Source organism: Pseudomonas sp. LBUM1674, from assembly GCF_059695635.1.
Genome location: NZ_CP166779.1, coordinates 3096187 through 3116445, shown reverse-complemented (window position 1 = coordinate 3116445; position 20259 = coordinate 3096187). Strand labels below are relative to the sequence as shown.

At 59.9% G+C, this 20259-nt stretch carries 15 protein-coding genes; 10 read left to right on the top strand and 5 right to left on the bottom strand.

The features are described from left to right. The first annotated feature begins 6 nt into the window (after positions 1 to 6). The 4 genes from arcA (at position 7) to ACA067_RS14420 (ending at position 3746) form a co-directional block, all read left to right on the top strand. Positions 7 to 1263, top strand: a complete 1257-nt coding sequence (gene arcA, locus ACA067_RS14435; RefSeq protein WP_497462387.1) for an arginine deiminase — start codon at positions 7 to 9, stop codon at positions 1261 to 1263. A 12-nt stretch (positions 1264 to 1275) separates the two neighbouring features. Then, the gene (locus ACA067_RS14430) at positions 1276 to 2286 is read left to right on the top strand and encodes an ornithine carbamoyltransferase (protein ID WP_497462386.1); all 1011 of its coding nucleotides are present in this window, start codon (positions 1276 to 1278) and stop codon (positions 2284 to 2286) included. Positions 2287 to 2441: 155 nt separating this feature from the next. Beyond that, on the top strand, positions 2442 to 3371 hold the full coding sequence (gene arcC, locus ACA067_RS14425; RefSeq protein ID WP_497462385.1) for a carbamate kinase: 930 nt from the start codon (positions 2442 to 2444) through the stop codon (positions 3369 to 3371). Positions 3372 to 3383: 12 nt separating this feature from the next. Beyond that, positions 3384 to 3746, top strand: coding sequence for a DUF5064 family protein (locus ACA067_RS14420; protein WP_497462384.1), 363 nt, complete (start codon positions 3384 to 3386; stop codon positions 3744 to 3746). A gap of 55 nt (positions 3747 to 3801) precedes the next feature. Here ACA067_RS14420 and ACA067_RS14415 read toward each other — a convergent pair whose 3' ends face one another. After that, complete coding sequence (locus ACA067_RS14415) at positions 3802 to 5595, bottom strand: SulP family inorganic anion transporter (RefSeq protein WP_497462383.1); 1794 nt, start codon at positions 5593 to 5595, stop codon at positions 3802 to 3804. Between the two features lie 48 nt (positions 5596 to 5643). Next, positions 5644 to 6465 carry a polyphosphate kinase 2 gene (gene ppk2, locus ACA067_RS14410; RefSeq protein ID WP_497462382.1) on the bottom strand — a complete coding sequence of 274 codons (822 nt, stop codon included), beginning with the start codon at positions 6463 to 6465 and terminating at the stop codon, positions 5644 to 5646. A gap of 447 nt (positions 6466 to 6912) precedes the next feature. Between ppk2 and ACA067_RS14405 the strand changes: the two genes are divergently transcribed. Further along, a complete protein-coding gene (locus ACA067_RS14405; RefSeq protein WP_497462381.1) occupies positions 6913 to 8046 on the top strand; it encodes a saccharopine dehydrogenase family protein in 1134 nt (377 codons plus the stop codon). A gap of 111 nt (positions 8047 to 8157) precedes the next feature. Here the strand turns inward: ACA067_RS14405 and ACA067_RS14400 are convergent, their stop codons facing one another. Beyond that, complete coding sequence (locus ACA067_RS14400) at positions 8158 to 10827, bottom strand: helix-turn-helix transcriptional regulator (protein WP_497462380.1); 2670 nt, start codon at positions 10825 to 10827, stop codon at positions 8158 to 8160. A gap of 177 nt (positions 10828 to 11004) precedes the next feature. After that, a complete protein-coding gene (locus tag ACA067_RS14395; RefSeq protein WP_497462379.1) occupies positions 11005 to 11763 on the bottom strand; it encodes an SDR family NAD(P)-dependent oxidoreductase in 759 nt (252 codons plus the stop codon). A 229-nt stretch (positions 11764 to 11992) separates the two neighbouring features. Here ACA067_RS14395 and ACA067_RS14390 point away from each other — a divergent pair, with 229 nt between their 5' ends. Next, positions 11993 to 13180 carry a thiolase C-terminal domain-containing protein gene (locus ACA067_RS14390; protein ID WP_497462378.1) on the top strand — a complete coding sequence of 396 codons (1188 nt, stop codon included), beginning with the start codon at positions 11993 to 11995 and terminating at the stop codon, positions 13178 to 13180. Between the two features lie 122 nt (positions 13181 to 13302). Here the strand turns inward: ACA067_RS14390 and ACA067_RS14385 are convergent, their stop codons facing one another. Beyond that, positions 13303 to 14394: an AraC family transcriptional regulator gene (locus tag ACA067_RS14385; protein ID WP_497462377.1), complete on the bottom strand. Its 1092-nt coding sequence runs from the start codon at positions 14392 to 14394 to the stop codon at positions 13303 to 13305. 158 nt (positions 14395 to 14552) lie between these two features. Here ACA067_RS14385 and ACA067_RS14380 point away from each other — a divergent pair, with 158 nt between their 5' ends. The 4 genes from ACA067_RS14380 (at position 14553) to ACA067_RS14365 (ending at position 20164) form a co-directional block, all read left to right on the top strand. Next, complete coding sequence (locus ACA067_RS14380; protein ID WP_497462376.1) at positions 14553 to 15569, top strand: AraC family transcriptional regulator; 1017 nt, start codon at positions 14553 to 14555, stop codon at positions 15567 to 15569. A 114-nt stretch (positions 15570 to 15683) separates the two neighbouring features. After that, complete coding sequence (locus tag ACA067_RS14375; protein WP_497462375.1) at positions 15684 to 17219, top strand: DUF1254 domain-containing protein; 1536 nt, start codon at positions 15684 to 15686, stop codon at positions 17217 to 17219. A 34-nt stretch (positions 17220 to 17253) separates the two neighbouring features. Beyond that, positions 17254 to 18747, top strand: a complete 1494-nt coding sequence (locus tag ACA067_RS14370) for a DUF1254 domain-containing protein (RefSeq protein WP_497462374.1) — start codon at positions 17254 to 17256, stop codon at positions 18745 to 18747. 142 nt (positions 18748 to 18889) lie between these two features. Continuing rightward, a complete protein-coding gene (locus ACA067_RS14365) occupies positions 18890 to 20164 on the top strand; it encodes an acyl-CoA dehydrogenase family protein (RefSeq protein WP_497462373.1) in 1275 nt (424 codons plus the stop codon). Positions 20165 to 20259: the final 95 nt, after the last annotated feature.

Here is a 20259-nt window from a genome sequence, read left to right as displayed (position 1 = left end):
ACTGTAATGACCACCGAAAAAGTTAAGTACGGCGTCCATTCCGAAGCCGGAAAACTGCGTAAAGTCATGGTTTGTTCCCCAGGCCTGGCCCACCAGCGACTGACCCCGAATAATTGCGACGAACTGCTTTTCGATGATGTGCTGTGGGTGGCCCAGGCCAAGCGCGACCACTTCGACTTCGTCACCAAAATGCGCGAACGCAATGTCGATGTGCTGGAAATGCATAACCTGCTGACCGACATCGTCGCCATCCCCGAAGCACTGGACTGGATTCTGGAACGCAAGATCACCGCCAACTCGGTCGGGTTGGGGCTGATCAACGAAACCGGTTCCTGGCTGCGCAGTTTGGAGCCGCGCAAGATCGCCGAGTTCCTGATCGGCGGTGTGTCCGCCGATGACCTGCCGGACAGCTTCGGCGGCAAGATCATCGAGATGTTTCGCGATTTCCTCGGCCATTCCAGCTTTATCCTGCCGCCGCTGCCCAACACCCAGTTCACCCGCGACACCACCTGCTGGATCTACGGCGGGGTGACGCTCAACCCCATGTACTGGCCGGCACGGCGCCAGGAAACCCTGCTGACCACCGCCATCTACAAGTTCCACCCGCAATTCACCAACGCGGACTTCGAGATCTGGTACGGCGATCCGGATCAGGAGCACGGCAGCTCCACCCTGGAAGGCGGTGACGTGATGCCGATCGGTAACGGTGTGGTCTTGATCGGCATGGGCGAACGCTCGTCGCGCCAGGCCATCGGCCAACTGGCGGTCAGTTTGTTCAAGCACAAGGCGGTCGACAAAGTGATTGTCGCCGGCCTGCCGAAATCCCGCGCGGCGATGCACCTGGACACGGTGTTCAGTTTCTGCGACCGGGATGTGGTGACCATCTTCCCGGAAGTGGTGAAGCAAATTGTCGCCTTCACCCTGCGCCCTGACGAAAGCAAACCAGGTGGCATCGACATTCGCCGCGAAGAAACCAGCTTCCTCGATACCGTGGCCCAGGCCCTTAATCTGAAAGCGCTGCGCGTCGTCGAAACCGGTGGCAACAGCTTCGCCGCCGAACGCGAGCAATGGGACGACGGCAACAACGTGGTGGCCGTGGAACCGGGCGTGGTGATCGGCTATGACCGCAACACCTACACCAACACCCTGCTGCGCAAGGCCGGTGTGGAAGTCATCACCATCAGTGCCGGGGAACTCGGGCGCGGCCGTGGCGGCGGCCACTGCATGACCTGCCCGATCATTCGCGACCCTATCGACTATTAAGGAGATCCCATCATGGCTTTCAACATGCGCAACCGCAGCCTGTTGTCGCTGATGCACCACACCACGCGCGAGCTGCACTATTTGCTGGACCTGTCCCGTGACCTCAAGCGCGCCAAGTACACCGGCACCGAGCGTCCGCACCTGCAAGGCAAGAACATCGCGTTGATCTTCGAAAAAACCTCGACCCGCACCCGTTGCGCCTTCGAAGTCGCGGCCCATGACCAGGGCGCCCACGTCACCTATATCGACCCGGTGTCGTCGCAGATCGGTCACAAGGAAAGCATGAAAGACACCGCCCGCGTGCTGGGGCGGATGTTCGATGCCATCGAATACCGCGGCTTCGAACAGGAGATCGTCGAAGAGCTGGCCGAGTTCGCCGGTGTCCCGGTGTTCAACGGCCTGACCGCCGAATTCCACCCGACGCAAATGATCGCCGACACCCTGACCATGCGCGAACACAGCGACAAGCCGCTGCATGAGATCAGCTACGCCTACCTCGGCGACGCCCGCTACAACATGGGCAACTCGCTGCTGATGATCGGCGCCAAACTGGGCATGGACGTACGCATCGCCGCTCCCAAGGCGCTGTGGCCGCATAAGGATTTCATCGATCAATGCAAGGCGTTTGCCGAAGACAGCGGCGCGCGCATCACCATCACTGAAGATCCGAAAGCAGCGGTCAAGGGCGTCGACTTCATTCACACCGACATCTGGGTGTCGATGGGTGAGCCCGTGGAGGCATGGGACGAGCGCATCGAGCAACTGCTGCCGTACCAGGTCAACGCACAGATGATGAAAGCCTCGGGCAACCCGCGAGTGAAATTCATGCACTGTCTGCCAGCCTTCCACAACAGCGAAACCAAGGTTGGCAAGGACATCGCCGCGCGCTATCCACACCTGGCCAATGGCGTCGAAGTAACCGAAGAGGTCTTCGAATCGCCGGCCAACATCGCCTTCGAGCAAGCGGAGAACCGCATGCACACGATCAAAGCGATCCTGGTGGCGGCGTTGGCGGATATCTAAGGACCGATGCGGTCGGCTCTTTGTGGGAGCGTGGCTTGCCCGCGATAGGATCGCCGCGGTGTACCTGATACACCGAGGTGTCTGCATCGCGGGCAAGCCACGCTCCCACAGGGAACTGTGTCGCCCGTTACTTCTCTGTTCAGAAGGACTGCATCATGCGTATCGTCGTTGCTCTGGGCGGTAACGCCCTGCTCCGCCGTGGTGAACCCATGACCTCGGACAATCAACGCGCCAACATCCGGATCGCCACCGAACAGATCGCCAGGATTCACCCCGGCAATCAACTGGTGATCGCCCACGGCAACGGGCCTCAGGTTGGCCTGTTGTCGTTGCAGGCGGCCGCGTACACCTCGGTTTCGCCTTATCCGCTGGACGTGCTCGGTGCCGAAACCGAAGGCATGATCGGCTACATCATTGAACAGGAACTGGGCAACTTGCTGGACTTCGAAGTGCCCTTCGCCACCCTGCTCACCCAGGTCGAAGTCGATGCCAATGACCCGGCGTTCCAGAACCCCACCAAGCCCATCGGCCCGGTCTACACCAAGGCCGAAGCGGAAAAACTCGCCGCCGAGAAAGGCTGGGCGATTGCTGCGGACGGCGACAAGTTTCGCCGTGTAGTCGCCAGCCCCCGCCCCAAACGCATCTTCGAAATCCGCCCGATCAAGTGGCTGCTGGAAAAAGACAGCATCGTGATTTGCGCCGGTGGTGGCGGCATCCCGACGATGTACGGTGCCAGTGGCAAACTACAGGGCTTGGAAGCCGTGATCGACAAGGACCTGTGCTCGGCGCTGCTGGCCGAACAGCTGGAAAGCGATCTGCTGGTGATTGCCACCGACGTCAATGCCGCTTACATCGATTTCGGCAAACCCACCCAGAAAGCCATCGCCCAGGCCCACCCCGACGACATCGAAAAACTCGGCTTCGCCGCAGGGTCGATGGGACCGAAGGTCCAGGCAGCCTGTGAATTCGCCCGCCACACTGGAAAAGTCGCGGTGATCGGTTCACTCTCGGACATCGAGGCCATCGTTCAGGGCAAGGCCGGTACCCGTATCAGCACCGAGAAGCCTGGCATCACTTATTTGTGAGGAGAGACAGCAATGGCAACGTTCGACCCCGGACATCTGCACATCGAGCGCCACGCGCTGAACGATGACGATGTCAGTTACAACCTGCACCTCGACTACGAAGTCGCCCAGGATCCCAAGGAAGGCAAAGGCATGCAGTTCACATTGCATGGTTCGGTCCAGGGCAAGGACATGAGCGAAACGTTCTTCCTGCCCAAAGACCAAGCCTACAACTTTGCGCGCAACGTCACGAAAATTCTTGAAAAGTACGGCATCCCCAAGGTGCATAGCAGCATCGGTTCGAATCACAAATTCTACGACTTGATGTTCGAAGACATGCGGGAACAGCTGGATATGAAATCGGGGGACCCGGTCAAGCCGGAACATCTGGAGTAATCCCGTTTTCCCGTGAAAGTGCAGCCTCCGGGAGCGGGCTCGCTTTCACGGGAGATCAACGTTGATGGAAGTCCAGGGGCGCTGGCGGATCCTGCGGATGAATCACCAGATAGCTGCCGACTGCATCATCTATCGTTGGAAAAAACGCCGCTTCACCCAGCCGCGCGAACAGCCCGAAACGCTTGAGCTTGTCCTTGACCGGATCCTTCATCTCGGCAATGCACAACTTGATGCCCGCCCCGTGCAAGGTTTCGTCCAGTTCCGCCAGCATATCGGCCGAGGTAACGTCCACGCTGGTGACCGGCTCCGCCGCCACGACCAGCCAGCGCACCGGCGTGGGCGAGGTCGCCACGGCGTCCAGGACCCGGTCATGGAATAGCTCGGCATTGGCGAAGAACAAGGGCGCATCCCATCGAAACAGGACCAGGCCGGGGATGAGACGCGCGTCGGGATAGCGCTTGATGTCGTGGTAACCCTTGACGTTATCCGTGCTGCCCAGCACCGCGGAATAAGGGCGCCAGCCATCCCACAGAAACTCTATGACCGCTATTACGATGGCCAGGCCGATGCCTTCAATCGCGCCCAGCACCGCCACGCCAACGGTACAGACGATCGACAGCCAGAATTCCCAGCGCTGGATGCGATAGATTCGTCGCAGGTCGTTGACCTCGATCAGGCCGATGGCGGATGCAATCACCACTGCAGCCAACGCGCTATTGGGTAAATCCTGCAACAGGTCCGGTGCCACCACCAGCAGCAAGGCAACGGCAAGCGCGCCGACGACGCCGGTCAGCTGGGTTTTCGCGCCTGCGGCCTCGGCCACGGGGGTGCGAGACGAACTGCTGCTGATCGCAAAACCCTGGAAAAAACCGGCGGCCAGGTTGGCGACGCCCAGTCCGACCATTTCCTGGTTAGGGTCCACGTAAGTTCGGGTGCGCGCCGCGTAGACACGCGACAGCACACTGGTGTCGGCGAATGAAACCAGGGCTACGGCGCAACCGCCGATCAGGACGGGGACGATATCGGCGGTGGTGATCCAGGGTATGGCGAAGGCCGGCAGCCCCTGGGGCAGCGAGCCCAGGACCGACACCCCGCCCCGCGTTGCAAGATCCAGCACACCCACGGCGACAGTCGCGCCTGCCACTGCGATCAGAATACCCGGTACGCGTTTGTGATCCTTGAGCAGCAGGATCACTAAAAGGGTGGCTGCGCCCACCATGAACGCAGTCCAGTTGGTCTTGCCATCCATCACCGCCGTGGTGATCGCCCATATGTTCCTCAACGGGCCGTCGGACTCGATCGAAAACCCGAAAAACTTGGGCAGTTGACTGATCAATACCGTCAGCGCGATACCGTTCATGTACCCGTAACGGATCGGTTTGGACAGCAGTTCGGTGACGAAACCCAGGCGCACGATGCCCGCCAGGATGCACACCGCTCCCGACACGATCGCCATCATGCCTGCCAGGGCAATGGCCCGTTGCGGATCACCGCCGGACAGTGGCAGGACGACGGCGAGGATCACGGCCGCCAGCGAAGAGTCCGGCCCCAGCACCAGAATCCGGCTGGGCCCGAACAATGCGTAAGCCAGCAGCGGAATGATGGTCGCGTAGAGACCATAGATGCCGGGTACGCCCGATGCCACCGCGTAGGCGATACCGACAGGCACCAGCATCGTGGTCAGCACCAGTCCGGCCACGAGGTCGTGCCGCAACCAGCTGATTTTGTATCCGCGCAGGGTACGCACTCCCGGCAGCCAGCGGGTCCAGCCGGCCTGATCGTCGCTCGACTCGCGGCGCGCAATCCGCCCCGGTTCCGGGACGGGCGGCAAAATATCCGATTGGCTCATGGGGCTGCGGCCCTTTGGTTTGCGACACAGACAGGCTTCAACAATCCGTCAGAATTTTTCAGGGATCCGTCGTAGCGGATAATCCGGTTCGCGATAGCCACCGGGCTTCTGCCGCTTGGGCAATATCACCTTCTCGCGCGCGACTTCCTCGTACGGAATGCGGCTGAGCAAATCGCTGATGATGTTGAGGCGGGCCCGTCGCTTGTCGTTCGAGTTGGCCACCAGCCAGGGCGCATGTTCAGTGTCGGTGGTCATGAACATGTCGTCGCGCGCCCGCGAGTAGTCATACCAGCGGCTGTATGACTTGAGATCCATCGGGGTCAGCTTCCAGATTTTGCGGCCGTCCTTGATGCGCGCCTGAAGCCGGCGGGTCTGCTCTTGCGGGCTGACTTCCAGCCAATACTTGAGCAGGATGGTGCCCGATTCGACGATTGCACGCTCCACGTTGGGTGCTGTTTTCAGAAAACCGGCAACCTGCTCCTTGGTGCAGAATCCCATCACCCGCTCGACGCCCGCGCGGTTGTACCAGCTACGATCGAAGATCACCACTTCGCCCGCCGCAGGCAGATACGGCAGGTAACGCTGGACATACATCTGGCTTTTCTCTCGATCGGTCGGTGCCGGTAGCGCCACCACACGGAAGACCCGCGGGCTCACCCGTTCGGTGAGCGCCTTGATCGTCCCGCCCTTGCCGGCACCGTCCCGTCCTTCGAAGACGATGCATATCTTGATGCCCTTGGCTTTTACCCACTCCTGCAACTTGACCAGTTCGACGTGCAGGTTGCGCAACTGCTCGAGGTAGTCTTTGTTCTTCAGTTTCGGGCTTTCAGCGGAATTGATCCTGGGGGTTTTCTTCTTGTCCTTTGCCATTGAAATGACCTCACACGTGCCAGTAGATGACAACCGACAGACTGACCTGCAGATGCAGCCATCGGCTTGCAGATCGCGTATTGCTTCGAGCAAAACTGGCGTCGTGGGTGGCCCTTCTGCTCTCCATGACCAACCGGGTGAGTCTAGTCGATGATTCAACCCTCATCGGGGTTGACGCTGGTGCTACCGGGCGATCAATGCGCCGCGGCACTCGCCATCTCGCGTCCGGAGGGGTAATAACTGCTCGACAATTTCAGGATGGTCCTCGGTAACGTCCCATCCTGCAGGTGTGTCCCGAATATCAAACACTCTAAATGCCCCCCGCCATGGGGGGGCGTCAAGGGTCTCGAACTGACTATTTTTGAGCGGTGCAGCAAGCGGAGTCATTTATCGCTTTGCATTGTTTCGTCTGCCTCGTGCCCCCCAACAACTTCAAGAGAATAAAAAATGGCTAAGTATCCCGTCGTTGTCTATGGCGCCAGTGGTTACACCGGCATGCTGATCATGGACTGGCTGATCGATCAGAACATTGCGTTTACCGCCGTGGCGCGCAATGCCGGGCGCACGCGTGAAATGATGGCGCAGCGTGTGGTGCGACTGGAGTCTGCCACCTACGAAATCATCGAAGTCGACCACACGGTCGAATCGCTTACCCAGGCTTTCCGGGGTGCCAAGGTCGTATGTAATACCGTAGGACCCTTCGCCAAATTCGGGCTCACTACGGTCGAAGCCGCGCTCAATGCCGGCTGCCACTACCTGGACACCACCGGCGAACAGTCGTATGTGCGTAATGTCCGCGACCAGTTTGGCGAGCGCTTCGCCCAGGCCGGCCTGCTGGTCTCGCCCTCGTTGGCGTACATGAATACCTTTTCGGAGATCGCTGCCGAACTGGCGCTCGAACATCCCGGCATCGACTCCCTGGAAACCTCGGCGTTGTGCCGTGGCCAGCGCGGTGTCGGCGCCGGGGTAACGGTCGGCTCCACGGCTTCGATCTTCGAAATGTACCGTGCCGAGCATTGCTACCTGTGGGACAAGAAACTGGTGGCACACCCGGTCGATGCTTCGTTTTTGATCCCTTCGCCGCACTTCATGCAACCGGTGTTCGCCTTGCCTTGGGGCGGCACCTCGTTGCCGATCTATTTCGAGAATGATCCGCGCGTACGTTCCTGCGTCTCCTGCGTCGGTTTCTACGACAACGACGCGATGAAGATGGTGCATTCGCTGCATAAGAAGTGGGAAGCCGAATACAAGCATCTTCCGGCTGATGCTCAGGATGAGATACTCAAGGATATCGTCCAGGCGACAACCCCGGCGATGCCGCCACGCGAGCGCACGACCTTGATGCGTACGGTCGACACCGCGATCGGTCGCGGGCAGCTTTCGGCCGTGCGCGCCGAAGTGCTCGGCACCACCGCCTACATTGCCACCGGTGCCTTGCAAGCCGCGGGCGTGATCAAGCTGCTGGACGGCGACACCGCCAAAGTGGGCTTCGCGTCCGGCTCCAAGGCATTCGGTCACCGCTACCTGCTGGGCTTCTGCGAAGAACGCGGGTTGGCTCGCGCCGTTGTCACCAAGCTCTGATCAGCAACGCACGGTTATATCGCGCCAGTCCGCTGGCGCGATTCGCGCGAGCGGAGGGTTTGCAACGCAAAGGTTTTCAGCACTGGATCAGGCAACCCGCACCGGGTTCGCTCAACCAGACGCCTCGAGAATACCCAGCATGTAGGCGCGGTCCACCACATGCCTGCGGGTGCCTGCATGAAATTTTCCGTACAGGTTTTTCAGATGCCACTTCACGGTTTCATCCCCGACATTCAGTGCCAGGGCAATCTGTTTGTTTGTCAGGTTGCGTGCCAGCAACTGCAGCACTTCCCGCTCTTTGGGCGTCAGCAGTCGGCTGGGGGAAACGCCCGTGGCAACCGGATCTTGCCGTCGAACCGGAACGGACGGGCTGGTTTCCTGCGCAGGCGTCCGGGCATCCTTGTGGCGGACTTTCTGCGCCCACGTGGCGAGATCCGGATGGGTATCCTGCAGGATTCGCTGCTGGCCGTAGGTGTCGGCCAGGCTGATCGCTTCAAGCAGACAAGGCAGCCCATCCCCTCCTGAATCCCTGAGTGCCAATGCCTTGAGCAACTTGACCTGAACGAGTTCCCGGCCACGCTGCAGGCGCTCGGCAAGCTCGTTTGCCACGGCGAGCACGCCCAGCATGGCCTGCCAGTCGCGCTGGACGAGATAAACATAAGCGTGGCTCAGCCCGGCCAACAGCGCCAGTTCCTGTCCCAGCAGACCGCGCTGCGTGCGCGCGACGTCTGGCACCAACTCATCCAGCCGTCTCCCCAGCGCCAGGCAAGAATCGCCTCGGCCATGCAGCGCATGCAGGCGGATTTGCTCACCCAGGGCCACCATGCAGAAGCGTGCGATGCCCCGCTCCTCGCCGAGCGCGAACAAGGCTGTCAGCAAGTCGTGGCCGCGATGCGGCTGCCCCTGCAATGCCGCCAGGCGTGCCGCCGTGAGAAATCCCAGCGCAATCGCATCCGGTGACGCCAACCGCTCGACGACATCCAGCCGATTGGCGAGGACCGTCGTGGCCTCCTGGATCTCACCGCGTTCCAGAAGCACGGAGGCCAGTCCACAGGCGAGCATTACCGCCACCGAACTGCGCCGGCCGATATCCTGTTCGGCGCGCAGCAAGCTCTTGCGAAAAGCGGCTTCGGCCGACGGCATACGCCCTTCGTACAAGTAGGTCATGCCCACGACCCACTCACCATAGCCGCGGATGCCATCGAACCCCGGGGTCCACGTATAGTGCGGCGCACGTTGAAAGATACGCCGGGCTTTTTCCGGTTGGCCCTGAAACAGCGTTATGCGGGCGACCAGGTTGGCGACGATCGCTTGCAGCTTGATCGAACCGGATGACAATGTGTCCATCCAGGGGGCGAGCAGTGCCATTGATTCGTCTGGCTGGTCGGCAAAGTAGGCTGCGGCGGCCGCTATCGCCGCCGCTTCACAGCGCGTTTCGTCATCGGCAGCTGGATCCTGTTCAATGCAGGCGATTAACCTGGCCGCCTCCACATGCCGCTCGCCCATCGCCAGGGCCCAGGCCGCCGCCAGGCACAGACGCGGGCGGGACTGCACTTCCTCGACAGGCAGCTCTTCGATCCACTCCAGCACCCGGCTGAACTGGCCGCGCAACATGACCTCGTAGAGGCATTGTTCGATCATCAGATAGCCATGGGCGGCTTGTCCGGCCAGCAAGTATTGGCGCGCCGCCTCCTCGTAAAAGGCATTCGCCTCCAGCCAGCTCGCGGCCCGCTCATGGAGGGCTTTTCGTTGCGCCTGCGGGAAGCTGCGAAAACGGCTCTGCAAAAACTCCCTGGCCAGGGGATGGAAGCGAACCCACTCGCTGTCGACCCCTTCGGCGAAAATCGGCGTCGAGGCGCATAACTCATGCAGCAGTTCCCCTGCCCGTTCACTGCCGGTCAGCGCCGTACAGAGTGAAGGGTGAATGACTTCCAGCAGGGAGAGACAGGTAATGAAATCGATTTGTTCTGCCGACAGGCGGGTGACCAGTCTATCGACGAAATAACCCTGGATATCACCGGAACAGGCCGAGAGATCCTCGACGGCGGTTTCCAGATGGGCACTCTTCTCGATCGCCGAAATCGCCAGTTGCAACCCAAGTGGCCAACCTTCAGTGATTTCATGCAGACGCAGACACAGATCAGCGTCGATGCGTGCTCCGAAACGGTTGCTGAGCAACGAAACGGTTTCTTCGACACGGAAGCGCAAGGCATCCACCGCGATCCGGACATAGAGCCCTCGGGCCACAAGGTCAGCGGTGTTAAGGTTCAAGCGACGACGCGAAGACATGATGATGCGCAGGTTGGCCGGGGCATTGTGTAGCAGGTAAGTCAGACAATGGCGGGAGGTGGACTCGGGCAATGCGTCCGCCTCATCGAGGATCATCACGGTCTCGCCGCCGAGGTCGGCCACTTCCGCCAGCCAATGGGTCAGCCCTTCCAGCTCGTCGCGACCATGGCCGGAGGATTCATCGCTGGTACTTGTAAAGGACTGTCGGCCGCTGCCCAGGGCCATGGCTGCCGATAGCCCAAGGGCAAGACGGCTGCCATCGTCACGTGCATCCAGGGTCAGCCAGGCAACCACGGCCCCGCGCGACAAAAACTCTCGTCGCCATTGCGCCAGCAGCATCGTCTTGCCGAAGCCGGCCGGCCCCTGCACGCTGATCGCCACTTTGTCCGCGAGTTCGGGGGCATCAATGCTCAGTCGATCGCGCAACTGCGCGCCTCTCTGGCTGCGCGGAGGGGTTGTCTTGAGCACCAGTTCAGGCTCTATGCGATCCACGTTGGCGATGCCTCTCTACAATCCGTGTACGGTGTGAAAGAGACCGGGCATCGATGGTTTATGCCATCAACGCCCTACTCAGCTACTTGTTCCAAGGGTAATGGTCTTGCGTATAGAAGATAGCCCCGGAACGGCTTGCGCGGCTTCATTTTATCGAGCGCGATTGCACCGCCAAACTCAATCCGGCAGGGCAAAGCCTGCGGTCAGCCCGCCGTCTACGGTGTGGCACGAACCATTGATATAGGCGGCCTTGTCCGAGGCCAGCCATGTCACCAGGTTGGCAACATCCTCCGGCGTGCCCGCGCGGCCGCCTTGGGGAATCATAGCCTCCAGCATGACCTGCTCGTTCTTGCTGAGGTTGCCCTCGGTCATGGCGGTGCGAATGTAACCGGGGGCGATGGCGACGCTGCGAATGTTCTGCCGCCCATGCTCCAGCGCGCAGGCCTTGGTCAGCCCGATGACGCCATGCTTGGCGGCCGTGTAGTGCGGCAGTGTCGCCATGCCCACCAGCCCATCCACCGAAGCCGTGTTGATGATGACCCCGCCGCCGTTGGCCAGCATGGCCGGAATCGCGGCCCTGGCGCAGAAGAAGACACCGTTCAGATTGATGTCGATGACACGGCGCCACTCGGCCACGGACACCTCCGCCGTCCGTCCGCGAACGCCGCAGATGCCGGCATTGCTGAACAACACGTCAACCCGCCCGAACTTATCGATCGCACTGTCCACCATGGCCTGACAGGCAGCTTCATCGGCGACATTGGTGGGAACAACGATCGCGTTATCGCCAATCACTTCAAGGGTCTCGCGCAACCCTTGTTCATCGACGTCCGCCAGCACCAGCTTTGCACCCAGGCGGGCAAACTGAATGGCTGAAGCACGTCCAATGCCGTTGGCCGCGCCGGTAACGATGACAACCTTTCCGGTAAATTCCACGGTAAATCTCCTCACTCATGCCAAATGGCTTTCTTGTTCACCGTCAAACTATCCCTCCGCTTGCCCATGGGCTTGTCCTTGCAGGCAGAAGTCTTATCCCAGGCAAGACAGACAGCCGCACAAGGCCGATTTGTCCCTGCGTGCCTGACTTGTTATCAGGTTGCTCCCATGGCGATTACAAACGTCGAGCAGTGTGGATACTGGCCATCACGTTGATGGAGGAATCGCTATGAGTACCGATATTGTTATCGCCGGAGTAGGCATGGTGCCCTTCCGCAAACCAGGGCAATCGCAAAGCTACGATGTGATGGGCGAGCAAGCCGCACGGGCGGCGCTCAAGGATGCCGGCATCGACTATGCGCTGGTCGAGCAAGCTTTTTGTGGCTATGTCTACGGGGATAGCTGCGCAGGACAGACCGCGCTCTATCGTGTAGGCATCACCGGCATCCCGATTTTTAACGTCAACAACAATTGCGCCAGTGGGTCTTCGGCTTTTGCCCTGGCGGTCCAGGCCGTTCGGGGGCAGCAAGTCGAATGCGCCCTGGCGCTTGGATTCGAACAGATGCCCGCCGGCGCCATCGACATGGTCTTTCCTGAAAAGGTCAGCCCACTGGCGCGGCACTCTGAGGTGATTGCCAGGATGATGAACCTGAGCGACGAGGAGCGCGATACGCCGCCAGCGGTCTGCATGTTCGGTGCCCAGGTCGACGCCATGCTGGAGATGGGCGTGACCGAAGAGACCTTGGCCCAGGTGTGCGTCAACTCGCGCAAGCACGCCGCCAACAATGAAAACGCCATCTTCCGTACGCCGTTGACGGTTGAAGAAATCCTGGCGACGAAACCGATCTTTCGCGGGCTGCGCAAAAACTTCGCCTGCCCCCCAAGCTGTGGCGCCGCCGCAGTCATCGTCTGTACACCGGAATTTGCCCGCGCCCATGGCATCCGCGCTGACGTGCGCCTCGCCGGCCAGGGCTGGTGCAGTGACCAGAGCAGTTTTTTCGAAGGCAGCATTATGGATGTCATGTTTCAGGCACTGAGCCGTGATGCGGCCAACAAGGCTTATGAAGATGCCGGCATCGGTCCGGCGGATGTCGACGTCATCGAGTTGCACGACTGTTTTGCCAGCAATGAATTGGCCACGTATGTCGCGCTGGGCCTGTGCAAGCAGGAAGAGTTGAATGATTTTGTCGCTTCGGGGCGTGGCACCTATGGCGGCCAATGGGTCATCAACCCGTCGGGCGGTCTGCTGGCGAAGGGGCATCCGTTGGGTGCGACAGGGTTGGCCCAATTGACAGAGCTGACCTGGCAGCTACGTGGCCAGGCTGGAACACGACAGGTCCCGGGCGCAAGGGTCGCCTTGCAGCACAACGGCGGACTGGGCAGCGCCGGATTCGTGCATATTCTCAAGAAGTATTGAAACCCCGGTCGAGTTGCAGATACCACGCAGTCAGCGTCACGTGGTCTCTGCCGACCGGTCGGGCCATGACCATCAAGAAACACTCATTTGACAGCGTCAATGTTGCGTTCTGCCCTGCCCTGTCAGCGCTCCAATCCAAGGCTCTGGCGGTATTGACTCGGTGCCATGCCGGTCCACCGCTTGAAGGCGCGGGTAAAGTTGCTGACTTCGGAAAAACCCAGGGAAAAGGCAGCCTCCGTCACCGACACCGAACTGCGCGACATAAAGGCGAGCGCATTGGTGCGTCGTGTATGGTCGAGGATTTCCTGAAAACTGGTATCCCTGGCAGCGAGCTTCAATTGCAAGCCGCGGGTACTGATGTGCAGCCGCTCAGCCACTCGATCCTTGTTCAGCGCACGGGAGGACAATTCGCTGCTGACAATGGCCCGGACGCGATTGACGATATCGCCCCGCTCAATGCGCTGGAGGTACTCCATCACCGTACGGTCATGGCTCAAGGCAAGCTCTTCGTTGGCACCGGGGAGGCGCTTGTCTACCAGGTCCAGATCCATTGTCATCACGATCTCGGGCCCGCCGAATTCGACATCGCATTGGAAGTACTGGGTAAAAACCTGTGCCATGCCTTCAGAGGCAGGTCGGATCAATTCGAGTTTCCTCAAACGGAATCGATTACCGGAAATGGTCCGCAGAAGCGTAAAGATCATGGCGATGTAGGCGTCGTGTGTTTCATGGCACACGTGCGCCCCCGGTTCGCTTGAAGTGATGAGCCGGAACGTGTTGTTTCGCTCTTCCACGCGGATGTTGGCATTCTGCGAAATGATCCGGTAGAGCGAACTCAGCCGTTGCGCGAAGTCCCGTATCGAAATGCTGGCCAGTAGTGCAAAACCCATTGCATGGAGATTGGCCGGACGCAGGGTTTCTCCGGCTCGCAGGCCGAAACACGGATCTCCCGTGGCCTGCACAGCGGCGGCATACAGCCTTGCGATCGTTTGATTATCGATGCGCAGCATCGGATCGGTGGTCGCTGGCAACGTGACCCCGCAAGAGAGAAAGACCAGATCGGCGCAAGCACCTTGATTTTCCAGCGCTTCAGCAATCGCAATGGCATAGGCACCAATGATCGATGAACCACGGCTTGGCGTGTCCGGCGCAACGCCGTCTTTCAGCGTCCGATGCGCTTCAATGACATCGTTGTACTCATTGCTTGTCGTCACGGTAAACACCTCTGATTGTCCCACTCGGCAACGAGCACCATCGCCTCGACTGACGGGACCATTTTAGGCACCGGCGCAGGCGGCAATTTTGTTAATGCACGCCAAACATTTGTGATTGAATGCCGTTTATGGCAGCCACGTCATCAAGGAGAAGTGGTATGACGCCGTACATGCGCGGTTGGGTGCTGCAGGGCTTTGCGAACCTGATAGAAGAGCTGGGTGGCGATGTGGCGGATTACGAGAAACGCTTTCATCTGCCCCTGCGTGGTCCTGATCAAAGCGACATGAAGATTCCCGGCTCACCGCTGATCCGCTTGATGGAGGCCTGCGCCGAGGACCTGAAATGCCCGGACTTTGGCATTCGCCTCGCTTCGTTGCAAGGCCGCGCACCACTCGGCCCGGTCATGTTGGCATTGACCCAGTGCGCGACGGTGGGCGAGGCAATCGGAGCAGCTGCGCGGTTCATCAACATGCTGAACCCGGCCGTGGAACTCCAATGCCAGAGCATCGCCGGCGGGCTGCGTCTGAACTATCAGCTCAAAGTGCCCAGAGCGGGTATCGCGCGCCAATTCGAGCAATGGTGTCTTGCGGCTGGTGTGATGATTCTGCAGATCCTGGCGGGCATCCAAGCACGGCCCCGGGCGACGTTCTTCACCCATCCACCCTTGCTGTCGAAGGTTTTCTATTCCCGCACATTCGGTTGCCCGGTGAAGTTTTCGCAAGCAACTTTTGGGCTCGATTTTTCTGCAAGTGATACTGCGCGCCCGATGGACGGCAACGATCCAGAGATGAAGGCGCTCGTCACCGACTATCTGGAGCGGATTGCAGACGCGTCAGGGCTCGACCTCGAACACCAGTTGGACGCGCTGATTTGTAAACTTCTGCCGACCGGCCGTTGCACGCTCGACACCATCGCCAGTCATTACTTCGTCAGTGTTCGTACTCTGCAGCGTCGACTGGATGATCAAGGGCTGGCATTCGAGAAACAGGTAGACGATATCCGCCGCGAACGTGCTGCCTTGTATCTGGGTGATCCGATGCTGCGAGTTTCTCAGGTGGCGCTGTTGCTCGGTTATGCCGAGCAAAGCTCGTTATCGCACGCGTTCAAGCGTTGGTATGGGATGTCGCCAAGTGCCTGGCGCCGCGTCCATCCGGCCTCGCTTCAGGCGCGATGACATCCAATCACAAATGTTTGTCGTGTATTAACAAACCGTTGATGCGGTGCAGTTCCCAGAATAGGGCAGCCAACATCTGGATGACTTCGTCCGCATCAATGGAGAACAAGAAGAATGACATTGCCCCAAACGAGCCGTGCAGGAAGAGCAGGCGTCACACGCAGACTTGAATCCTCTCTCTTCATCGTACTCGGTTTACTCGTGGCTTCGACGGCAGTTGCCCAGACCTACAAGACCGACATTCCGCCGGCGATCGTGACTCCCGACACCCTCGAGACACGGCTCGGCACCCTGCGCTTCACCGACGGTTTCCCGGACGAGGCGACCGTGCAGAAGGTCTACGACAACCTCGACTTCCAGCGCGGCGTGCAGGCGTTCATCTCGACGATTCCCGCCGCGTCGCAGGTGGCAATGCGCAGAGGCCTCAGGTCGCTCGGTCCAGACAACGGAACGCTGTTCATCACCGAGACACTGATGGACTCCAGATCGCTGTTCCTGACGGGCAACAGCGAGAGTGTCTACGTGTCGGGATGGATCGACCTGAAGAACGGCCCGGTCGTGATCGAAAGCCCACCCAATACACTCGGCTTCGTCGATGACTTCTGGTACCGCTACGTCACGGACCTCGGTAACGCCGGGCCGGACAAGGGTCAGGGCGGCAAGTACCTGTTGCTTCCTCCGGACTACAACGGAGAAGTGCCGCAGGGTTACCACGTTTTCAAATCCCGCACCTTCAACAACTGGTTTGCCAGCCGTGGTTTTGTGGTGAACGGTGACCCGAAACCTACGGTCGAGAGCTTCAAGAAGCAGTTGCGCATCTATCCGCTGGCGCAGGCCGCCAATCCACCGGCGACGACCTTCGTCAACATCTCCGGCAAAACGATCAACACCATCCATTCGATGGACTTCTCCTTCTTCGAGGAGGTCAACGAGGTGGTGCAAGAGGAGCCGAACGCGGCGCTCGATCCCGAGACGCTCGGCCTGCTCGCCGCCATCGGCATCGAAAAAGGCAAGCCCTTCGCGCCCGACGCGCGGATGAAGAAAATTCTCACAGAAGCGGCGTCGGTCGGTAGCGCTACAGCGCGAACGCTGGCTTTCAAGTCCCGTTCGCAGGATGCGTATCACTATCCGAACAGTGCATGGCGCAAGCTTTTCGCCGGTGGTGACTATCGATTCCTGCAAGACAACGTCCGCCAGCTCGACGCGCGCTTGTTCTACTTCTTCTATGCAACGGTCAATACGCCCGCGCTGGTAAGGAAGATGGTCGGCGTCGGCTCGCAATACGCGGCGGCATTTGTCGACGCCAAAGGCCAGCCACTCGATGGGGCCAAGAACTACCGGCTGCACCTGCCGCCGAATATTCCGGCGAAGAATTTCTGGTCAATCGTGCTCTATGACAATCAGACGCGCTCGATGCTGCAGACCGACCAGCAGTTCCCGAGTATCGGCAGCCAGAGGAAAGGCATCGTGATCAACCCTGATACCTCGGTGGACCTGTACTTCGGCCCCAAAGCGCCACCGGGCAAGGAAAGCAACTGGGTGCAAACCCTTCCCGGCAAAGGCTGGAACACCCTCTTCCGCCTCTATGGCCCGCTCGATGCCTGGTTCGACAAGACCTGGCAACCGGGTGAAATCGAAGAGATCAAGTGACCCCTTTGGCGCGGACAAAGTAAGGAATAAATGAATGAACACCAGACTTGCGACCCTGATGCTGCTCGGTGCCTCCACGGTGTCGTCGGCATTCGCCCAGACTTACAAAACGGACATCCCGCCTTCGATCGTGACACCCAATAGTCTCGAGACGCGGCTCGGCCCCCTGAGGTTCACCGACGGTTTCCCGGACGAGGCGACGGTGCAGAAGGTCTACGACAACCTCGACTTCCAGCGCGGCGTGCAGGCTTTCCTCACCGCCATGCCTGCGGCTTCGATGTCGGCGCTACGCAAGGGCATCACCCAACTCGGCCCGGCTAACCAGACCGTTGCACTGTTCGAAAACCTGATGGATGCCAAGTCGCTGTTTCTTACGGGCAACAGCGAAAACATCTACGGCTGGGCCTGGATTGACCTCAAGGACGGACCGATCGTCATCGAAAGTCCACCCAACACGCTCAGCATCATCGACGACTTCTGGTTCCGTTACGTCGGCGACCTCGGCAACGCCGGCCCCGACAAAGGCAAGGGCGGCAAGTACTTGCTGCTGCCGCCGGGATACGACGGTCCCGTGCCTGAAGGCTACTTCGTATTCAGGTCACCGACTCTCGGAAACCTATTCATCACCCGCGCGTTTCAAGTCAATGGCGACCCGAAACCTGGCGTCGAGAACATCAAGCAGCACCTGCGTATCTATCCGCTGGCGCAGGCCGCCAAGCCGCCGACGACGAACTTCGTCAATGTCTCCGGCAAGGCGTTCAATACCATCCACGCCATGGACATCAACTTCTTCGACGAGGTCAACGAAGTGGTGCAGGAGGAATCGAATGCGGCGATGGACCCGGAAACACTCGGCCTGTTGGCTGCTATCGGCATTGAAAAAGGCAAACCCTTCGCACCTGACGAGCGGATGAAGAAGATCCTCACCGAGGCTGCAGCCGTCGGCAGCGCCACGGCGCGTACGCTCACCTTCCGGTCGCGCATCAAGGATTCGTATTTCTATCCGAACAGCGCCTGGGGTACGCCCTTCGTCGGTGGTAGCCATCGCTACGAGCGTGACGGCGTTCGCTTGCTCGACGCACGCACGTACTTCTACTTCTACGCCACCGGCAACACCCCGGCGATGATCGCCAAAATGGTGGGCGTCGGGTCGCAGTACGCAACCGCATTCGTGGACGCCAACCAGCAGCCCCTCGATGGAGCCAAGACCTACCGGCTGCACCTGCCGCCCAATATTCCGGCGAAGAACTTCTGGTCGGTCGTGCTCTATGACAACCAGACGCGCTCGATGCTGCAGACCGACCAGCAGTTCCCGAGTATCGGCAGCCAGCGAAAAGGCATCGTCATCAACCCCGATACCTCGGTGGACCTGTACTTCGGCCCCAAGGCGCCGCCCGGCAAGGAAAGCAACTGGGTTCAAACCACGCCAGGCAAAGGCTGGAACACCGTGCTTCGTCTCTACGGGCCACTTGAGCCGTGGTTCAACAAGACCTGGCGCCCAGGTGAAATCGAGGAAGTGAAGCAGTAACCCCATCGTGCCGACTCCGGCCTATCGAGCCCCTCAAATAAGGGTCGCAGGGACAAGCGCTGTGCCGGATTCGATAAGTCGGAGTTTTCGTTACGGATTACTCTCAATCAATCGGTTGAAACAATAACAAGAGGAATCGTCGATGTTTGATTTGGAGAGAATTGTCGAGCCTGTACTGGGCCTTTGCGGTCTGGAAAGTGACTTGACGGAAGAAGAACGAGCTATTCAGGAAGTGGCGCACAATTTCGCCAAAGACGTCATGCGCCCGATCGGCACGAAGCTGGACAAAATGACTGCCGAAGAAGCGATCGCGCCGGGTTCTCCCCTGTTCGACTACATGCGCCAGGTGCACGAATCGGGGCTGCTCGATCTGGGCGCGCTGGCAGCGATGGATAGTCAGCAGAAATCGCGCATCATGCCGATCATCTTTGAAGAGCTTGGCTGGGGCGATTCGGGGCTGGCCATCGCCACGCTGGCGTCCGCCTTTCCGGCGTATGCGGCGCACAACTCCGGGAACCCGGAACTCATCGAACGATTTGGCTCACTCCCTGGCTGCTGGCTCGCGACCCAGCCCGACCGTGGCAGCGATATCGTCGACATGGATGCGGACCTGGTCCTGCGAGGCACCAAGCAATCGCGCGGCAATCTGTACGCACGGGTCGTCGGCGATGAAGTGGTCATTCAAGGCCAATCCTCGGCATGGGTTTCCTATGCACCATTGGCCCAGACTGCGCTGGCCTACATCCCTTGCGACTACGGCAATGGCCTGGAACATGAAGACGGCGCTGGGCTGAATCACATCGCCATCCTGATTCCGCTCGATCTGCCGGGTGTCTCGAAGGGTAAGCCGCTGGAAAAACTGGGCCAGCGCGCCCTGCCCCAGGGTGAGCTCTATTTCAATGAAGTCCGTGTGCCCAGGAAATACGCCCTCGCCGAAGGTGAAGCGGCCATCACCAGCTTCTTCGGCGCCCTGACGTTCGGCAACATGGAAATGGCGGCAACCTTCACCGGCGTGGCCCGCGCGGCCTTCGAACATGCGCTGGCGTATGTGCACGAGCGCAAACAAGGCGGCACACCGATCATCAACCATCAGAGCGTGCAACTGCGCACCTTTGATTTGTGGCAGAAAGTCGAGCTCTCACGCGCGATTGCCCATCGCGTATTCGCCTACAACTACAGCGAAAAAGGCCCTCACCTGCTGGCCTCGATCACCAGCAAGACCTACGTCACCGAGACCGCCTTCCAGGTGGCCAGCGAAGCGCTGCAATTGTTTGGTGGCAATGGCCTGACCAAGGAGTACCCGATCGAGAAGCTCATGCGCGACGCACGGGCATCGATGATCGAGGATGGCGAAACCAACGTTCTCAAGCTCAAGGCCATGCGCTGGCTGAGCCGCGCCTACCAACGCGCCAACTGATTCCACCTCGACGCCTCAACCCACCACATTCCCGGGCTGCCAGATGTGCAGCCCGAGGACAACGCTGTGTCGAAAAAACCAGTCGTTGTGGAACC

What these genes read in the sequence shown, in the direction of transcription:
- arcA (WP_497462387.1), top strand. Translation starts at nt 7, where the DNA reads ATGACCACCGAAAAAGTTAAGTACGGCGTCCATTCCGAAGCCGGAAAA.
- ACA067_RS14430 (WP_497462386.1), top strand. Translation starts at nt 1,276, where the DNA reads ATGGCTTTCAACATGCGCAACCGCAGCCTGTTGTCGCTGATGCACCAC.
- arcC (WP_497462385.1), top strand. Translation starts at nt 2,442, where the DNA reads ATGCGTATCGTCGTTGCTCTGGGCGGTAACGCCCTGCTCCGCCGTGGT.
- ACA067_RS14420 (WP_497462384.1), top strand. Translation starts at nt 3,384, where the DNA reads ATGGCAACGTTCGACCCCGGACATCTGCACATCGAGCGCCACGCGCTG.
- ACA067_RS14415 (WP_497462383.1), bottom strand. Translation starts at nt 5,595, where the DNA reads ATGAGCCAATCGGATATTTTGCCGCCCGTCCCGGAACCGGGGCGGATT.
- ppk2 (WP_497462382.1), bottom strand. Translation starts at nt 6,465, where the DNA reads ATGGCAAAGGACAAGAAGAAAACCCCCAGGATCAATTCCGCTGAAAGC.
- ACA067_RS14405 (WP_497462381.1), top strand. Translation starts at nt 6,913, where the DNA reads ATGGCTAAGTATCCCGTCGTTGTCTATGGCGCCAGTGGTTACACCGGC.
- ACA067_RS14390 (WP_497462378.1), top strand. Translation starts at nt 11,993, where the DNA reads ATGAGTACCGATATTGTTATCGCCGGAGTAGGCATGGTGCCCTTCCGC.
- ACA067_RS14380 (WP_497462376.1), top strand. Translation starts at nt 14,553, where the DNA reads ATGACGCCGTACATGCGCGGTTGGGTGCTGCAGGGCTTTGCGAACCTG.
- ACA067_RS14375 (WP_497462375.1), top strand. Translation starts at nt 15,684, where the DNA reads ATGACATTGCCCCAAACGAGCCGTGCAGGAAGAGCAGGCGTCACACGC.
- ACA067_RS14370 (WP_497462374.1), top strand. Translation starts at nt 17,254, where the DNA reads ATGAACACCAGACTTGCGACCCTGATGCTGCTCGGTGCCTCCACGGTG.
- ACA067_RS14365 (WP_497462373.1), top strand. Translation starts at nt 18,890, where the DNA reads ATGTTTGATTTGGAGAGAATTGTCGAGCCTGTACTGGGCCTTTGCGGT.